This window comes from Musicola keenii (assembly GCF_014855505.1).
Lineage (GTDB): Bacteria > Pseudomonadota > Gammaproteobacteria > Enterobacterales > Enterobacteriaceae > Musicola > Musicola paradisiaca.
Genome location: NZ_JAAWVW010000012.1, coordinates 87,398 through 102,120 on the forward strand (window position 1 = coordinate 87,398; position 14,723 = coordinate 102,120).

Annotated in this window: 8 protein-coding genes; 7 read left to right on the forward strand and 1 reads right to left on the reverse strand. The window is 55.4% G+C overall.

The window, feature by feature from the left end; all coding sequences use genetic code 11:
• Nucleotides 1-41 precede the first annotated feature (41 nt).
• The 7 genes from bcsA to HEP82_RS13640 all read left to right on the forward strand — a co-directional run bounded on the left by bcsA (nt 42) and on the right by HEP82_RS13640 (nt 13,744).
• On the forward strand, nt 42-2,150 hold the full coding sequence (gene bcsA, locus HEP82_RS13610) for a UDP-forming cellulose synthase catalytic subunit (protein WP_192458574.1): 2,109 nt from the start codon (nt 42-44) through the stop codon (nt 2,148-2,150).
• Nucleotides 2,147-4,702: a cellulose biosynthesis cyclic di-GMP-binding regulatory protein BcsB gene (gene bcsB, locus HEP82_RS13615; RefSeq protein ID WP_192458575.1), complete on the forward strand. Its 2,556-nt coding sequence runs from the start codon at nt 2,147-2,149 to the stop codon at nt 4,700-4,702. The genes bcsA and bcsB overlap by 4 nt, the downstream gene beginning before the upstream one ends.
• Before the next feature lie 11 nt (nt 4,703-4,713).
• Nucleotides 4,714-8,715 carry a cellulose biosynthesis protein BcsC gene (locus tag HEP82_RS13620; protein ID WP_192458576.1) on the forward strand — a complete coding sequence of 1,334 codons (4,002 nt, stop codon included), beginning with the start codon at nt 4,714-4,716 and terminating at the stop codon, nt 8,713-8,715.
• A gap of 2 nt (nt 8,716-8,717) precedes the next feature.
• Complete coding sequence (gene bcsD / locus HEP82_RS13625) at nt 8,718-9,203, forward strand: cellulose biosynthesis protein BcsD (protein ID WP_192458577.1); 486 nt, start codon at nt 8,718-8,720, stop codon at nt 9,201-9,203.
• Nucleotides 9,200-10,198 carry a glycosyl hydrolase family 8 gene (locus tag HEP82_RS13630; protein WP_192458578.1) on the forward strand — a complete coding sequence of 333 codons (999 nt, stop codon included), beginning with the start codon at nt 9,200-9,202 and terminating at the stop codon, nt 10,196-10,198. Before bcsD ends, HEP82_RS13630 begins: the two co-directional genes overlap by 4 nt.
• A 499-nt stretch (nt 10,199-10,697) precedes the next feature.
• A complete protein-coding gene (locus HEP82_RS13635; RefSeq protein WP_192458579.1) occupies nt 10,698-11,990 on the forward strand; it encodes a dicarboxylate/amino acid:cation symporter in 1,293 nt (430 codons plus the stop codon).
• Nucleotides 11,991-12,262: 272 nt separating this feature from the next.
• Nucleotides 12,263-13,744 (forward strand): M16 family metallopeptidase, encoded by a 1,482-nt coding sequence (locus HEP82_RS13640; protein WP_192458580.1) that lies wholly within the window; start codon nt 12,263-12,265, stop codon nt 13,742-13,744.
• A gap of 197 nt (nt 13,745-13,941) precedes the next feature.
• Here the strand turns inward: HEP82_RS13640 and HEP82_RS13645 are convergent, their stop codons facing one another.
• Nucleotides 13,942-14,679: an alanine--tRNA ligase-related protein gene (locus tag HEP82_RS13645; RefSeq protein ID WP_192458581.1), complete on the reverse strand. Its 738-nt coding sequence runs from the start codon at nt 14,677-14,679 to the stop codon at nt 13,942-13,944.
• Nucleotides 14,680-14,723 lie beyond the last annotated feature (44 nt).

The window sequence follows — 14,723 nt, forward strand, 5'->3', positions numbered from 1 at the left end:
TTTAACAGACTTTTTTCATTAAATCTCTGTCAGGATAATCTATGAAAAAGATCCTGTTTTATGTGCTGTTGTTGGTACTTTTGCCTGCAGCGATCGTGATTGTCATTACGCCGATGGATAGCCAGAAACAATATATTTTTGGTCTGGTCAGTATGGCGATCATGTTTTTGTTGGGGTTCAGCAAGCGCCGTGAAATTTCGGTTGTGCTGGTTATTTTGTCGGTGCTGATGTCCACCCGCTATATTTATTGGCGCGCCACCGAAACCCTGCATTTCAATTCTGAAATCGAAGCGTTGCTTGGCATTGGGCTGTTTGCCGCCGAACTGTATGTCTGGGTGGTATTGATACTTGGCTTCCTGCAGACCACCTGGCCGCTGGAGCGCACGATCGAGCCGTTGCCGGAAGATTCCAGCCTGTGGCCGACGGTAGACGTCTATATTCCCACCTATAACGAAAGTCTGGACGTGGTGAGAGACACGGTACTGGCCGCCCAGTGTATCGACTACCCGCGCGACAAAATGAAGGTTTATCTGCTGGACGACGGCAAGCGTGACGAGTTCGCGGTATTCGCCGCGCAGGCGGGGGTGGGGTATATCACCCGCAACAACAACGCTCATGCCAAGGCGGGTAATCTCAACCATGCGATGACGCTGACTCAGGGCGAGTTGATTTGCGTGTTTGATTGTGACCACGTCGCGAAGCGCATTTTCCTACAGGCGACGGTCGGCCCGTTCCTGTCGGATCCCAAGTTGGCGTTGCTGCAAACGCCGCACTATTTCTATTCGCCGGATCCGTTTGAGCGCAACCTGCGTCTGGCGAGCAATATGCCGAACGAGGGCTCGCTGTTCTACGGCCCGGTACAACAGGGCAACGATACCTGGAACGCCACCTTCTTCTGTGGCTCCTGCGCAGTGATTCGCCGCGCGGCGCTGGATGAAATCGGCGGTTTTGCGGTGGAAACCGTGACGGAAGATGCCCATACCGCCATGAAGTTACAGCGCCGCGGTTGGAAATCCGCCTTCTTATCCATCCCGCTGGCGGCCGGTCTGGCGACCGAGCGTCTGGTGTTGCACGTGATCCAGCGTACCCGCTGGGCGCGCGGCATGACGCAGATTTTCCGTATGGATAACCCGTTGCTGGGGCGCGGTCTGACTTGGCAGCAGCGCCTGTGTTATCTCAACGCGATGCTCCATTTCCTGTTCGGCTTGCCGCGTGTGGTGTTTTTGACGGCGCCGTTGGCGTACCTGCTCTTCAATCTCAACATCATCCATTCATCGGCAGAAATGATTTTTGCCTATGTTTTACCGCATCTGGTGATGTCCATTTATGTCAACTCCCGCATGAATGGCCGTTATCGCTACAGCTTCTGGGGCGAAATCTATGAAGCGGTGATGTCGTTCCATCTGGTCATTCCCACCTTGGTTACACTGATTTCGCCGAAGCACGGCAAGTTTAACGTGACCGACAAAGGCGGCCTGCTGGATGAAGGGTTCTTTGACTTCCGTATCGTGCGGCCTCACATCATCACCGCTTTCCTGCTGGTGGCTGGGCTGGCGGCAGGGATTACGCGCATGTTCGCCCACGAATATTTCAATGTTGACCCGTATGTCGTGGCGTTGAATATGGGATGGGCGGCGTTCTGCTTGCTGATTCTGCTGGCGGCCATCGCCGTAGCGCGTGAAACCAAACAGGTACGCAAAACCATCCGTATCGATGTGGATATGCCGGTCATTATCCATTACGCCAGCGGTATCGCTTCCCGTTCCAAAACCATCAACCTGTCAATGGGCGGCGCGCAGATTAAAGCGCCGGATCTGCGCCACAAGCATGACGAGATCGAAGCCATCGAACTGTTGGTGCAGTCCAGCGAGATTTGTATCCCGGTGCAATCCGTGGCGACGGATGACGAAATCATCCGCCTGCGGTTTGACGATATTCCGCTGAGCCATCGTCGGGCACTGGTGCGTGTGGTGTTGTCGCGTGCCGATGCGTGGATGAACACGCCGTGGCCGAAGGATAACCCGTTGCGCTCGTTGTGGGCGATTGTGTGTACCGTTTACGACTTTTTCGGCGCATTGCTGACTTTCCGGCGGAAAAAAGCCGCTTCCGAGAAGGCATCGGTGGCTAATGAGGGAGATATGCCGGTATGAGACCACGTATTCTCAACACCCTATTGTCAGTGTGCGTCGGCAGCGTATTGACGCTGGCGACCGGTTGGGCGCTGGCGGCGGGCGAAGGCGATGCGCAGGAACGGTTGCCGGAGATGCTAAGCCCAGGCGGCGACAGCGCCCACGGTTCGGCGGCCACCTCTGCCGCTGTGCCGACTACCACTACGCCGACGAACACGCCCGCGGCTTCATCCTTGCCGACTATGCCGTCGAACACGTCGTCTGTTTCATCCTTGCCAGCGATGCCGGTACCGGCACCGATAGCGGCGTCAACACCGGCACCCGCCGCCGCCGAGGCTACGCCAGCGACGACCACGCCGCCGGTCACTGTCCCTTGGCTGGCGTTACAGAGCAGCGGAGCAGGCGCTTACCAACCACTGGCCAGTGCGATTACCGTTGCGCAGATGGGGCAACTGGACGGGATTACGCTGGCGGGCGGACAAGCGCAGGCTGGGATCGTCTTTACGCTTCCGGCTGATCAGGTCATCACTAACGCCCGGCTGGATCTTTCCCTGCGTGTTTCTCCCGAGCTGGCGGCGCTGAATACCTCCATGCAGATGATGCTGAACGGGCAACCGCTGGGCACCATTCCTCTCAATAGCGCCAGCGGCGGCGAAACCGCCAATTACCAGCTGGATATCCCGGCGGCGATGGTGGTCTCCAGCAATAACCTCAGTTTTCGCGTTAATGACGCCGAGCGCCTGCTGTGCGAACGCGACAGCGCCGCCCGCTATAACGTGACCATTCTGCCGACGACATCGTTGCAGCTGGAAGGCCAGCAATTGAACATCGGTACCCGGCTGGCGAATTTCCCTCGTCCGTTTATCGATAACATGCAGATGACGCCGGCCATTGTACCGATGGTGTTCCCGGCGAATGTCTCGCCGGCGCAGGTCAGCGCGGCGATGCTGGTGGCGTCCTGGATGGGGATTCAGCGCGATGGATATGGCGTTTCCTTCCCGGCGTTGCACGATGCTTTACCGGAGAAGAACGGTATCGTTTTCGGGATGCCGGGGCAGAAAATCGGCAGTCTGACGCTGCCGGATGCCGCCGGGCCGACGCTCAAGTTGATCGATAATCCGGACAACCCGGTCTACAAGCTGATGCTGGTGCTGGGACGTGATGAGGGGCAATTGCGTCAGGCCGCGTACCGTTTGGTTAGCCAACCGCTGGATCTGGATGATTCCACGTTGGCGGTAGCACCGCAGACCATTCCGTTTCGCAAGGCTTATGACGCACCGACCTGGATTACCACCGATCGTCCGGTTCGCCTGAGCGAGTTGTTACGCAAAGACCAAAGCATGACCACCAGCGGCATCTGGCATGACCCGTTGCGTATTAACTTCCGCGCGGCGCCGGATCTGTTCTTGTGGGACGGGGGAACGGTGCCGGTGCAGATTGATTACCGTTTTCCTGCAGAAAACTGGATTGATGAAGACCGCTCGCAGTTGAACGTGACCCTGAACGGCACTTTTTTGCGCAATCTGACGGTGAATAAGATCGGGGCTTTGCAGCATCTGTGGCGTCAGATTGGCGGCGACAGCCGTCAGGAAAGTTATCTGCTGAAGGTCGAGCCGTACCTGATTTACGGTTATAACCAGTTTCAGCTCTATTTCGATATTCGTGCCCGCGAAGATGCGCCCTGCAACGTGTTGCTCAACAACAATATCAAAAGCCAGATTAAGGACAGCGCATCCATCGATCTGACCGATACGCGGCATTTCACGCTGTTGCCGAATCTGTCCTATTTCGTGGGGGCGGCGTTCCCGTTCTCCCGGTTGGCGGACTACGCCCAGACAGTGATCATGCTGCCGGAGAAACCCTCCGATGCGGAAATCAGTCTGGCGCTGGATCTGGCGGGGCGCGCCGGGGACAGCACCGGCGTTACCCTGAACCATAATCGCGTTATCTTCGGTTTGCCCAATTCGGATGCGGATCGCGAGAAACTGCGCAACAGCGATGTGCTGGTGGTGTCCTCGTTGCAGCAGTCGGGCTTCCCCCAATCGCTGCTGGATGGTTCGCCGTTTCGTATCAGCGGGCACACGCTGGGCGCTAATACGCTGGGCGCCTGGCCGAAATTACTGGCCTTGTTGACGGGGGATTGGGAGCGTTCACCGATGGATGCCGACCGTTATTTTTCCTCCAATGAAGCCTGGCGTGGTTTTATCAGTTATCGCTCGCCGTGGAGCTCGGATCGCGTGGTGGTGATGGCGACGGCCAGCAATGACGAGCAATTGTTGCGTCTGCACAGCGATTTGAACGTCAGTGCGTTGAATGCCGGCATCCGCGGCGACGCGGCCATCATTACCGATGAGAATGGCGTGCACAGTTTCCGGGTTGGGCCGCAGTTCCCACGCGGTGAAATGCCCTGGTACATGATGCTGGTCTGGTACGCCAATCAGCATGCGGTACTGCTGGCGCTGTCTGCATTGGCGCTGGCGTTGGTTTTAGGGTTGGGGTTGGCTGGCGTATTGAAGCGTCAGATTCATCGTCGGTTGAATACCCGGCAGCGGTATTCGGGGTCGGAAAAATAAGCGAATCTCCTATGAAAATCACAACATTCAATACCAGGGTTCGACGGTTGGGGTATTTGACCAGTGTGATGGTGTCCGGCGCGTTGGCTCTGCCTGCGCTGGCGGCCGACCCCAATCCGGCGGTACAGGCGCTGTTCGACCAGGCTGACTATTGGCATCAGCGCTCGCATGACGAGCTGGCGCGGGATGCATTGCAGAAAATCCTGATGGTGGACGCCAATAACCCGCAGGCGCTGTACCTGATGGCGCTATACGCCCAGAACGCGGGTAATAACGCGGAGGCGACGAAGTGGCGCGATCGTTTAAGCAAAGTATCGCCGCAAGATCCCCGGCTGACGGCACTGGATAACGCCAAACAGGCGGCGACGATTCCTCAGGCGCAGTTAACGCTGGCGCGTCAGCAGGCGCGCAGCGGCAATATTACGGCGTCGTTGCAGACCTGGCGTAATCTGTTTGTCGGCAATCAACCGCCCGCCAGCGTGGCGGCGGAATACTACCTGACCATGGCGGGCGACCGGACATTGCTGCCGCAAGCGATCGACCATCTGCGGGAGTTTTCGGCGTCTCACCCGCAGGATACCAACGCCACGCTGGCGTTGGGCAAAGCGCTAACCTATCAGGAGCCGACGCGACGCGAGGGCCTGCAAATCCTCAGCGGGTTGGCATCAGGCAATGACGAAGCGGATCGCGCCATGCGGCAAGCGTTGCTGTGGCTCGGGCCGAAATCGGAAGACGCTTCGCTGTATCAGGTCTATCAACAGCGTCATCCACAGGATTCAGCGGTGATGGATTATTACCGCAAGAACATCGGCGGTAACGAGAAAGACAAAGGGTTTACCGCACTCAATAACGGCGACCTGCAAACCGCACAGGAGGCGTTCAGTCAGGCGTTGAAGTCCAACCCCGACGACGCCGATGCGCTGGCGGGGATGGGGTATGTCTCCCAGCGTCGCGGTGACTTTAAGGCCTCGGCGGATTATCTGGCTCGCGCCGCCCGTCAGGGTGGGCAGAGCAGCACTCAACGCCAACAGCAGGCTGACGATGCCCGTTTTTATTCTCAGTTGAATAGCGCACAACAGGCGATGAAATCCGGTGATGCCGCGCAGGCATTGACGATCAGCGAACCATTGGCGCAGGAGTCCGGCGAGAAGGGCATTTCGGCGAAGTTGTTCCGTGCCGACGTATTGCGGCGCAGCAACCGGTTTACCGAAGCGGAAGAGATGTACCGCAGCGTGCTGCAAAGCGATGCGGAAAACCGCAATGCCAAAGAAGGGTTGTATTACGTGCTGCGCCAGCAAAACCGTAGCGCGGAGGCCAATGCCTATCTGGCGGCGCTGCCGGCAAGCGTGCGTCAAAGCGTGACGCCGAAGCCGGTGGAAGTCAGCGATCCGCTGCGTGCGCAGGCGAAACAGGAACTGGCGGCGGGGAATACGGCCCGGGCAATCGGTTTACTCCAGCAGGGAATGCAGCGTTTTCCGAACGATGGTTGGGTGCGGCTCGATCTGGCGCGTATTTATCGGCAACAGGGAGATACCGCGTCGGCTGCGACGCTGATGCAACCCTTACAGCGCCCCAATGCGACCCCGGACGATCTGTATGCCGCCGCGCTGTTCGCCAGCGAGAGCGAAGCCTGGCAGCAGTCCAGTTCCCTATTGACGCGCATTCCGCCGCGTAATCAGAACCAGGCGGTGCGCGATTTGTCGCAGCGGGTCAATTTCAATTTGCAGATGGCGACGGCGCAGGTTTATCTGTCCCGCGGCGAAAATGCCGCGGCCGCCAACACACTGCGGGCGTTGACGGTTGCGCCACCGGAAAACCCGGTGGATGCCGGTAAGCTGGCGCAGGCGCTGGCGGCGGCCGGTGAAACCGGCGCGGCGATTTCGGTGGTGCGTGGCAACATGCAACGTGGGGTGCAGGGCGGCGCGGGTGAATATGCCGCGCAGATCGGCGTGCTGAATCAGGCCGGGTTGGTGAATGAAGCGCAAGCGTGGCTGAACAAGCCGGAGCTGATAGCGCGCAGTACGCCGACGCAGCTGGAAGGTTTGCGCAATGGCAATGTTATCCGCGAGGCGGATCGTCTGCGTGAGGATCAACAGTACGCAGCGGCTTACGATATGCTGGCGCGCGCGTTGCAGCGTGATCCGAAGAATACTGATCTGATGTTCGCGATGGCGCGTCTCTACCAGTCCGGCAAGATGACGAAAGAGGCGGGAGAGGTTTATAGCTATCTGATGGCGAATGATACGCCGACCCAGGATGCACGCATCGGCGCCATCAACGTGGCGCTGGCACAGAATGATACGCAGCGGGCCCGTTCGTTGACGAATGGCCTGCAGGGCGAACAGACGCCGGAACGCTTGTTGCTGTTAGCGCGGGTGGCCGACGCCGAAGGCGATAAAGACAAAGCGATGTCCTATCTGCGTACCGCCAGAGCGAAGGCGGTCGGGCTGGATAATGCGGCGGTATCGGGCAACGGCAGCGGGGCGACGATTGGCGGCTTGGCGGTGGCGGACAACCCCTTTATTTATCGATCATCGTCGGAAAGCAGCCGTGCTGCGGCCACCGCCGCCAGCCGGACACCGACGACGTCGTCCTATGGCAATGTGATGCCGTGGCAGCGCTCCAGCGGCGTGGCGACAGGGGATACTCAACTGGCCTCCACCTCCGTATCGTCCCAGCAGGAAGAGACGCTGAACCAGATCACCCGCATGATGGACGATATCGATCGCGATACCGGCGGTTGGGCGCAGGCCGGGGTGCAGATGCGCAGCCGCGACGGCGAATCCGGCCTGAGCCGGTTGAATGAAATCAAAGCGCCGTTGACCTGGTCGAGCGGTACTTTCGGCGATGCGCGCATCAACTTTACCGCGACGCCGATGACCATGAGTTCGGGCAACGCCAGTGGGGACGCTTACCGGCGTTATGGCGCGGGCGCCGGAGCAGTTGCGGTACAGAACATGGTTGATACCATCAATGGATTGCAGACGACGAATGCGACGTTGTATCAAAACATTCTTAGCACTCTTGGGCTGTCCAGCGTCAGTTTCAATGACTTGAATCCGCTTACCGCCAGCGGGCGTAACAATATTAATTCGATAGTCGGCTCGTTGTCGTCCGCCACTAAACCTGATGTGAATACGGCGACCACCAGTTCGACGGACTCCCAGAAAGTGACCGGGACGGAGCTGAACTTCGCGCTGATCGGCAAGAACTACAAGCTGGACTTGGGCAGTACGCCGTTGGGGCAGGAGTTGACCACGATTGTCGGCGGCGTGCAGTGGTCGCCCAAGCTGTCGGACTTCCTGACCTTGGTGTTGACGGGGGAGCGTCGGGCCGTTACCGACAGCCTGCTTTCCTATGTCGGTCAGAAAGAGGCGTTTACCGGCCGGTATTGGGGGCAGGTCACTAAAAACGGCGGCAATGCGTTGCTGAGTTATGACAATGGCGATGCGGGTTTCTACGGCGGTGTCGGCGCCTATAGCTATCTGGGCGAGAATGTGAAAAGTAACCGTGCGTTGATGGCCAATGCCGGCGCCTATGTTCGCCCGGTGCATGAGCGCGATCGCGAGCTGAAAACCGGGATCAGCCTGAGCTGGATGGATTTCGATAAAAACCTGAGTTACTACAGCTATGGTCAGGGCGGTTATTTCAGCCCGCAGAACTATGTGTCGGTCTCGTTCCCGATTGAGTGGAGCCAGCGATATGACAACCTGAACCTCAAAGCGGGTGTTTCGGTGGGGTATCAGTCCTATACCCGCGATAAGAGCGATTACTTCCCCAATAATCCGGAATGGCAGACGTTCCTTGACGACGCGGTGACTAACGGTTTCGCCAAGGAATCTCATTATGCCGGCGACAGCAAGAGTGGCATTGGCTACAACGTGCATCTCGGTGCCGACTATCGTGTCACCAAAGACGTTACTGTCGGCGGGCAGCTGGGTTATGACACGTTCGGCAATTACAACGAAACATCGGCTCTGCTTTATTTCCGTTACGGGCTTGGGGGTAAATAAGCATGAGTGAGTTACAGGTGCATGCCATGAACTACTATCTCCAACAGCAGCGTCAGGCGGGATGGACCGATCTGTTTGACATTATCGTTAACGGCATGATGGCGAATGCCGGCGAGCAGGAGAGCCAGCTGTTTTTGTCCCAAATGGGGGCGCAGTTGGCGGAGCGTTACCCTCTGCCTATTGTGGAAACCGTTGCCGAGCTGGAGCAAGCCATCAACAGCGTACTGGCGGAATTCCACTGGGGGTGCGTGGATCTTCGTCCGTATGATAACCGGTTGGAGATTATCCATATCGCGTTGCCTGCCGCCGGACAATCGTCCAGCGGCAACCACTGGCGTCTGGCGATGGGCGCAGTGCTGCAAGGGATGTATTCCCGTTGGTTACGCTTGCAGGGGGGAGGCGAACAGGTTCCAATGGCTTACCAGGAAGCGGAGGACGGCGCCGTTCTGCTGTTTCGTTATCAAAATCGGATAAGAGGCGAGTCATGATCAAGCCGGTATGGCGTGTTGGCATGGTGTTACTGATGATGTGGTTCAGTATGGCAGCGTCAGCGGCAAGCGGGTGGGACAGCTACAAAAGTCGTTTTATGACTCAGGACGGCCGGATTTTGGATACCGGCAACAAGAATATCAGTCACACGGAAGGGCAAGGGTTCGCCATGCTCATGGCGGTGTATTTTAATGATCGGAGTGCGTTTGACGGCCTGTGGACTTGGACGCAAACACATTTGCAGGATAACAAGAGCGGTCTGTTTTATTGGCGTTACAATCCGATGGAGAGTAATCCGGTGATGGATCGGAACAATGCTGCGGATGGTGACGTATTGATTGCCTGGGCTTTACTGAAAGCCGGGGAGAAGTGGCAGGAGAACCGTTATCTGCTGGCCTCGGATGTCATTCAGAAAGCGATCCTGGCCCGCAACGTGGTGCAATTTGCCGGGCGTACCGTGATGTTGCCGGGTGCCAGCGGTTTTAACAAGAACAGCTATGTCATTCTCAATCCATCCTATTTTTTGTTCCCGGCCTGGCAGGATTTCGCGCGCCACAGCCATCTTCAGGCCTGGCGTCAGCTGATTGACGATGGGCTGGCGTTGTTGGGCGAAATGCGTTTCGGCAAGGTGGAACTGCCGGTGGACTGGGTGGCGCTGAATGCGGATGGCACCATGGCGCCCGCAACCAACTGGCCGCCCCGTTTCAGCTACGATGCCATTCGCATCCCCCTCTATCTGTATTGGTATGACGCCAAAACGTTGGCGTTGGTGCCGTTTCAGCTTTACTGGCGTAATTACTCCCGGCTGAATACGCCGGCATGGATTGATGTACTCAATAACAATACCGCGCCTTACAGCATGCGGGATGGGTTGTTGGCGATCCGCGATCTGACCATGGGCAGCCCCGGCGATATTCCGGCCAGCCTGAATGCGTCGGAGGATTATTACTCATCCAGTCTGCACCTGTTGGCCTATATCGCCAGCGGCCGATAATGTTTCCTTTCGCGATGGGAGCGCGCGCCCATCGCCTATTGATAGCCTGCTTCCCCTTTGCGTCGGGTTGGCGACATTCGTCAGAATGCCGGCGTGCTTCCTTGTGTGTGCATTTAACCGATGCGTACATTTAAACAAAATCGCGATGTGCGTGATTGGTGTCACTGGCTCGGCGTTACTTATTGTTAACCTGATTTTTACCTGTGATCCGGTTCACGAAAATATCCCTGTTTTATGTCCAAACTTGATATGTCATAAGGGGTTGCCGGTGTTTCTGAAAGAGAAACATGATGGGTGTTGTTATTGAATAATTAACGCAATGTTTTAACGCCTTTGCCGGCTGATGTGATTCAGTTCTTGTTTTTAACCGGATGTTTACAAACTAAAGTTATAAAAGTATCCAGCTTGTTACCTGGGTGTTATTTTCCGGCGCAAGCGCAGGTGGCATCTTTCCTCCGTTCTTTGTCCACTCGTGTCTTTCCATCCAAAGGACGTCACTATGAAAATATCAATATTTAAAAGTCTCTACTTTCAAGTTCTTACCGCTATTACTATCGGGGTGTTGTTGGGGCATTTCTACCCGGCGCTAGGGCAGCAAATGCAGCCTTTGGGCGATGGATTCGTCAAACTGATCAAGATGATTATTGCCCCCGTCATTTTCTGTACGGTTGTCACCGGTATTGCCGGGATGGAGAGTATGAAGGCCGTTGGGCGTACCGGCGCGGTGGCCTTACTTTATTTTGAGATTGTCAGTACGCTGGCGTTGATTATCGGTCTGATCGTGGTGAATGTGCTGCAACCTGGTGTCGGTATGAACGTTGATCCCGCCGCGCTGGATGCAAAAGCTGTGGCTACCTATGCCAGTAAAGCCCAGGAACAAGGGATTGTCCCCTTTTTGATGGATGTGATCCCTTCCAGCGTGATTGGCGCGTTTGCCAGCGGCAACATTCTGCAGGTGCTGTTGTTTGCGGTGATGTTTGGGTTTGCGTTGCACCGTCTGGGCGATAAAGGAACGCTGATTTTCGACGTGATCGACAGCTTCTCCCGCGTGATTTTCGGCATCATCAACATGATTATGCGTCTGGCGCCGTTGGGGGCGTTCGGTGCTATGGCGTTCACGATCGGTAAATACGGGGTGGGGACGCTGGTGCAATTGGGACAGCTGATCATCTGTTTCTACATCACCTGTATTGTGTTCGTGGTGCTGGTGTTGGGTTCTATCGCCAGAGCGACCGGTTTTAGCATCTTCAAGTTCATTCGCTATATCCGAGAGGAGCTGCTGATTGTACTGGGGACGTCTTCTTCAGAGTCCGCCTTGCCGCGTATGCTGGAGAAAATGGAAAAACTGGGTTGTAAAAAATCCGTGGTGGGTCTGGTCATCCCGACCGGTTACTCCTTCAATCTGGACGGTACCTCTATCTATCTGACTATGGCTGCCGTATTTATTGCACAGGCGACCAACAGCCATATGGATATCTGGCACCAGATCACCCTGCTGGTGGTGTTGCTGCTGTCTTCTAAGGGTGCGGCGGGTGTTACCGGTAGCGGCTTCATCGTCTTGGCGGCGACGATCTCCGCCGTGGGACATTTGCCGGTAGCGGGGCTGGCGCTGATTCTGGGTATCGACCGTTTCATGTCGGAAGCCCGTGCGCTGACCAACCTGGTGGGCAACGGCGTGGCGACGGTGGTGGTTGCTAAATGGTGTAAGCAGCTTGATGCCAAACAGCTGAACGATGTGTTATCCGGCCGTGACGTTGAACCTGGCCCAGGAGCGGCGTCCCGTCCTTCCTGATGCGGTGACAACTCGAACGTCCTGCCAGATTACCCACGGCCTGCTGACAGACCGTGGGTAAATACTTTCCAATCTGTGTTAAATTTGCGCGCCTTCAATTTTTTCACCATTATTTCACTCTGTTGGGTGACATACACGAAAGCATGCGGTCTAACGGAGTGGTACACTTCGCCCCCTCTTTCTTTGTGAGGCGAACGATACGTGCGGCGGCAGGAGAAACGTCGCCGGTATTCACAAAACACATATTGGATAGTTATTAAGTAGGGGTTCACATGCAGGGCACCAGAACAGGTCTTTTCGTTGGTGGAATGTTGCTGACGGTTGTCGGCAGCAACGTGCAGGCTGAAGCGCTACAACCTGATCCAGCCTGGCAGCAGGGAAAGTTGGATAACGGCTTTAGCTGGCAGCTTCTTGCCACCCCCCAGCGCCCCAGCGATCGTATTGAATTACGCCTGATGGTGAATACCGGGTCGCTGGCTGAATCAGTACAGCAGACCGGCTTCGCCCACTTTATTTCCCGCCTTGCGTTACTGCCTCGGGATACTTTTTCTGCCGGCCAGCTCCCCTCTATCTGGCAGCAATCCGAAAGTGAAACCCGGCCGTTGCCCCCGGTGACGACGTCCTATGATTTCACCTCCTACAACCTGAGCTTGCCGAATAACCGTCCGGATTTGTTGAAGGATGCATTGAAGTGGCTGGCGGAGACCGCCGGGCAGCTGCAAATCAACGATATGCGCATCGAAACTGCGATGAAGATCAATGATCCGGTAGCGACGGCGCCGACGAATCCACAAGATCCTGGCTGGCGTTACCGGCTGAAAGGTTCGCCGTTGCTGGCGAACGATCCGGGACAAGCCGTCAAAGCGCCAGTGAGCGCTGAGCAGTTGGCGAAATTCTACAAGACTTGGTATACCCCAGATGCGATGACGCTGTATGTGGTCGGAAATGTCGACAGCCGCGCTATCGCCGATCAGATCGATAAATCGTTTTCCCGGTTGGAGGGCAAACGTGGGACGCCTTCGCCTATGCCGACGTTGGCTGCCATGCGGCCCGAGCCGATTAGCCTGAGGGATAATACGCTCAGGCAGGATAGCCTGTCGCTGGTCTGGGATATGCCGTGGAAACCGATTCGTGATTCGCAGGCGCTGGCTCGTTACTGGCACGGCGATCTGGCGCGCGAAGCGCTGTTCTGGCATATGCAGCAGGCGCTCACCGGCAGTAAAAATGCAGCGTTGAAAGAAGCGGGCATCCGTTTTGACTGTAATGTGGTGTATGGCCGTGCTCAATGTGCTGTCCATCTGGATAATGTCAGTACCGATGCGTTGGACAACGGTATCAGCTTTCTGAGTAAGGAGCTGTTGGCGCTGCGCGACAAGGGGCTGTCGCAGGCTGAGTTCGATGTGCTAATGGCGCGTAAGACGGACGAATTGAGCAAGCTGTTTGCGACTTATGCTCGCACCAGTACGGACATCCTGATAGATCAGCGGCTGCGCTCGCAGAAAAACGGCGTTGTGGATATTGCTCCCGAGCAGTATCAGAAATTGCGTCAGGTCTATCTGGCGTCGGTGACGCTAGAGGCGCTCAATCAGGAACTTCATCAACAGCTTTCCCAGACTGCGACGCTGATATTGTTACAACCCCAGGGCGAGCCGGAAGCCAATATGAAAGGTTTGCAGGAAACTTATCTGCGGATCATGGTGCCGGAAGGTGGTGCAGAGGCTGCGCCTGCGCCGGATGCGGTCAAAGCACCGTAGCAACATCATGAGGGAGCACGGTTGTGCTCCCTTGTTGGTTTTACCGCAATTAATGTTGTCAGCCGATTTATTCGTTATGGCGCCCTGGCTGAACGATTATTTGTAAGGCCTCCGTTCAGCATGATTCGTTGTTTATGAAAACCGCCTACCCGTTTCCGGACAACAGATATGGGCGGAGGCATGCAACGATATTGGGTTCAACGATGTAGCTTGATATAGAGTTTCGTTTTATTTTTGCCGCCGGACTTTTTCCCAATGTAAAAAGGAGCATCAATTTCTCGTGTTGACGCAATATGAGTGCCTCCACAAGGGATAACCATATCGTTAGCCGTCCAGTAGAATATTTCGTCTGTTGTTTCTTCCGGATACATATGTATTGTGATGTCGTGATTGAATGCATGTTCAACCGCTGCTTTTATCTGTTCAAATTGCTCTTCAGAAATAGCATTGTTTAATGAGAACGTCGCTTTCTCTTCGTCAATGGCACATCCTTTTAAGAACATATCGAAATTATTTTCTTTAAAAAAGTTATCGATGGCATGGAAAAGAAAATGTGAAAGGGTGTGGTGTTTCATAATGTTATATCGCCGCTCCCAGTTTATTTTCATATCCACAACATCACCGATATGAAAACTGACCGGTTCAGCAAAAGTATGAATAATTCGCGTATTTATTTTTACGGTGGGAACAGGAATGTTTTTATTTTTTACTGAATGAAATTCACCTAATTTTTTTTGCACATCGATAACAACATTGTCACCAATCCATCCACGGTCGCTAACCTGTCCGCCAGACTCCGCATAGAAAATAGTTCTATCAAATATTGCTATATTCTCCTCGACATAGAGAACTGTTGCCGTGGTTTCTTGTGCATAAGGAGTTTGGTTATATAAACGAATAGTCGGTGGTAGATGAGCAATAGATTGAATATCCATATCATAAATCTCGTTACCTATGATTAATACAGTATCAATATATT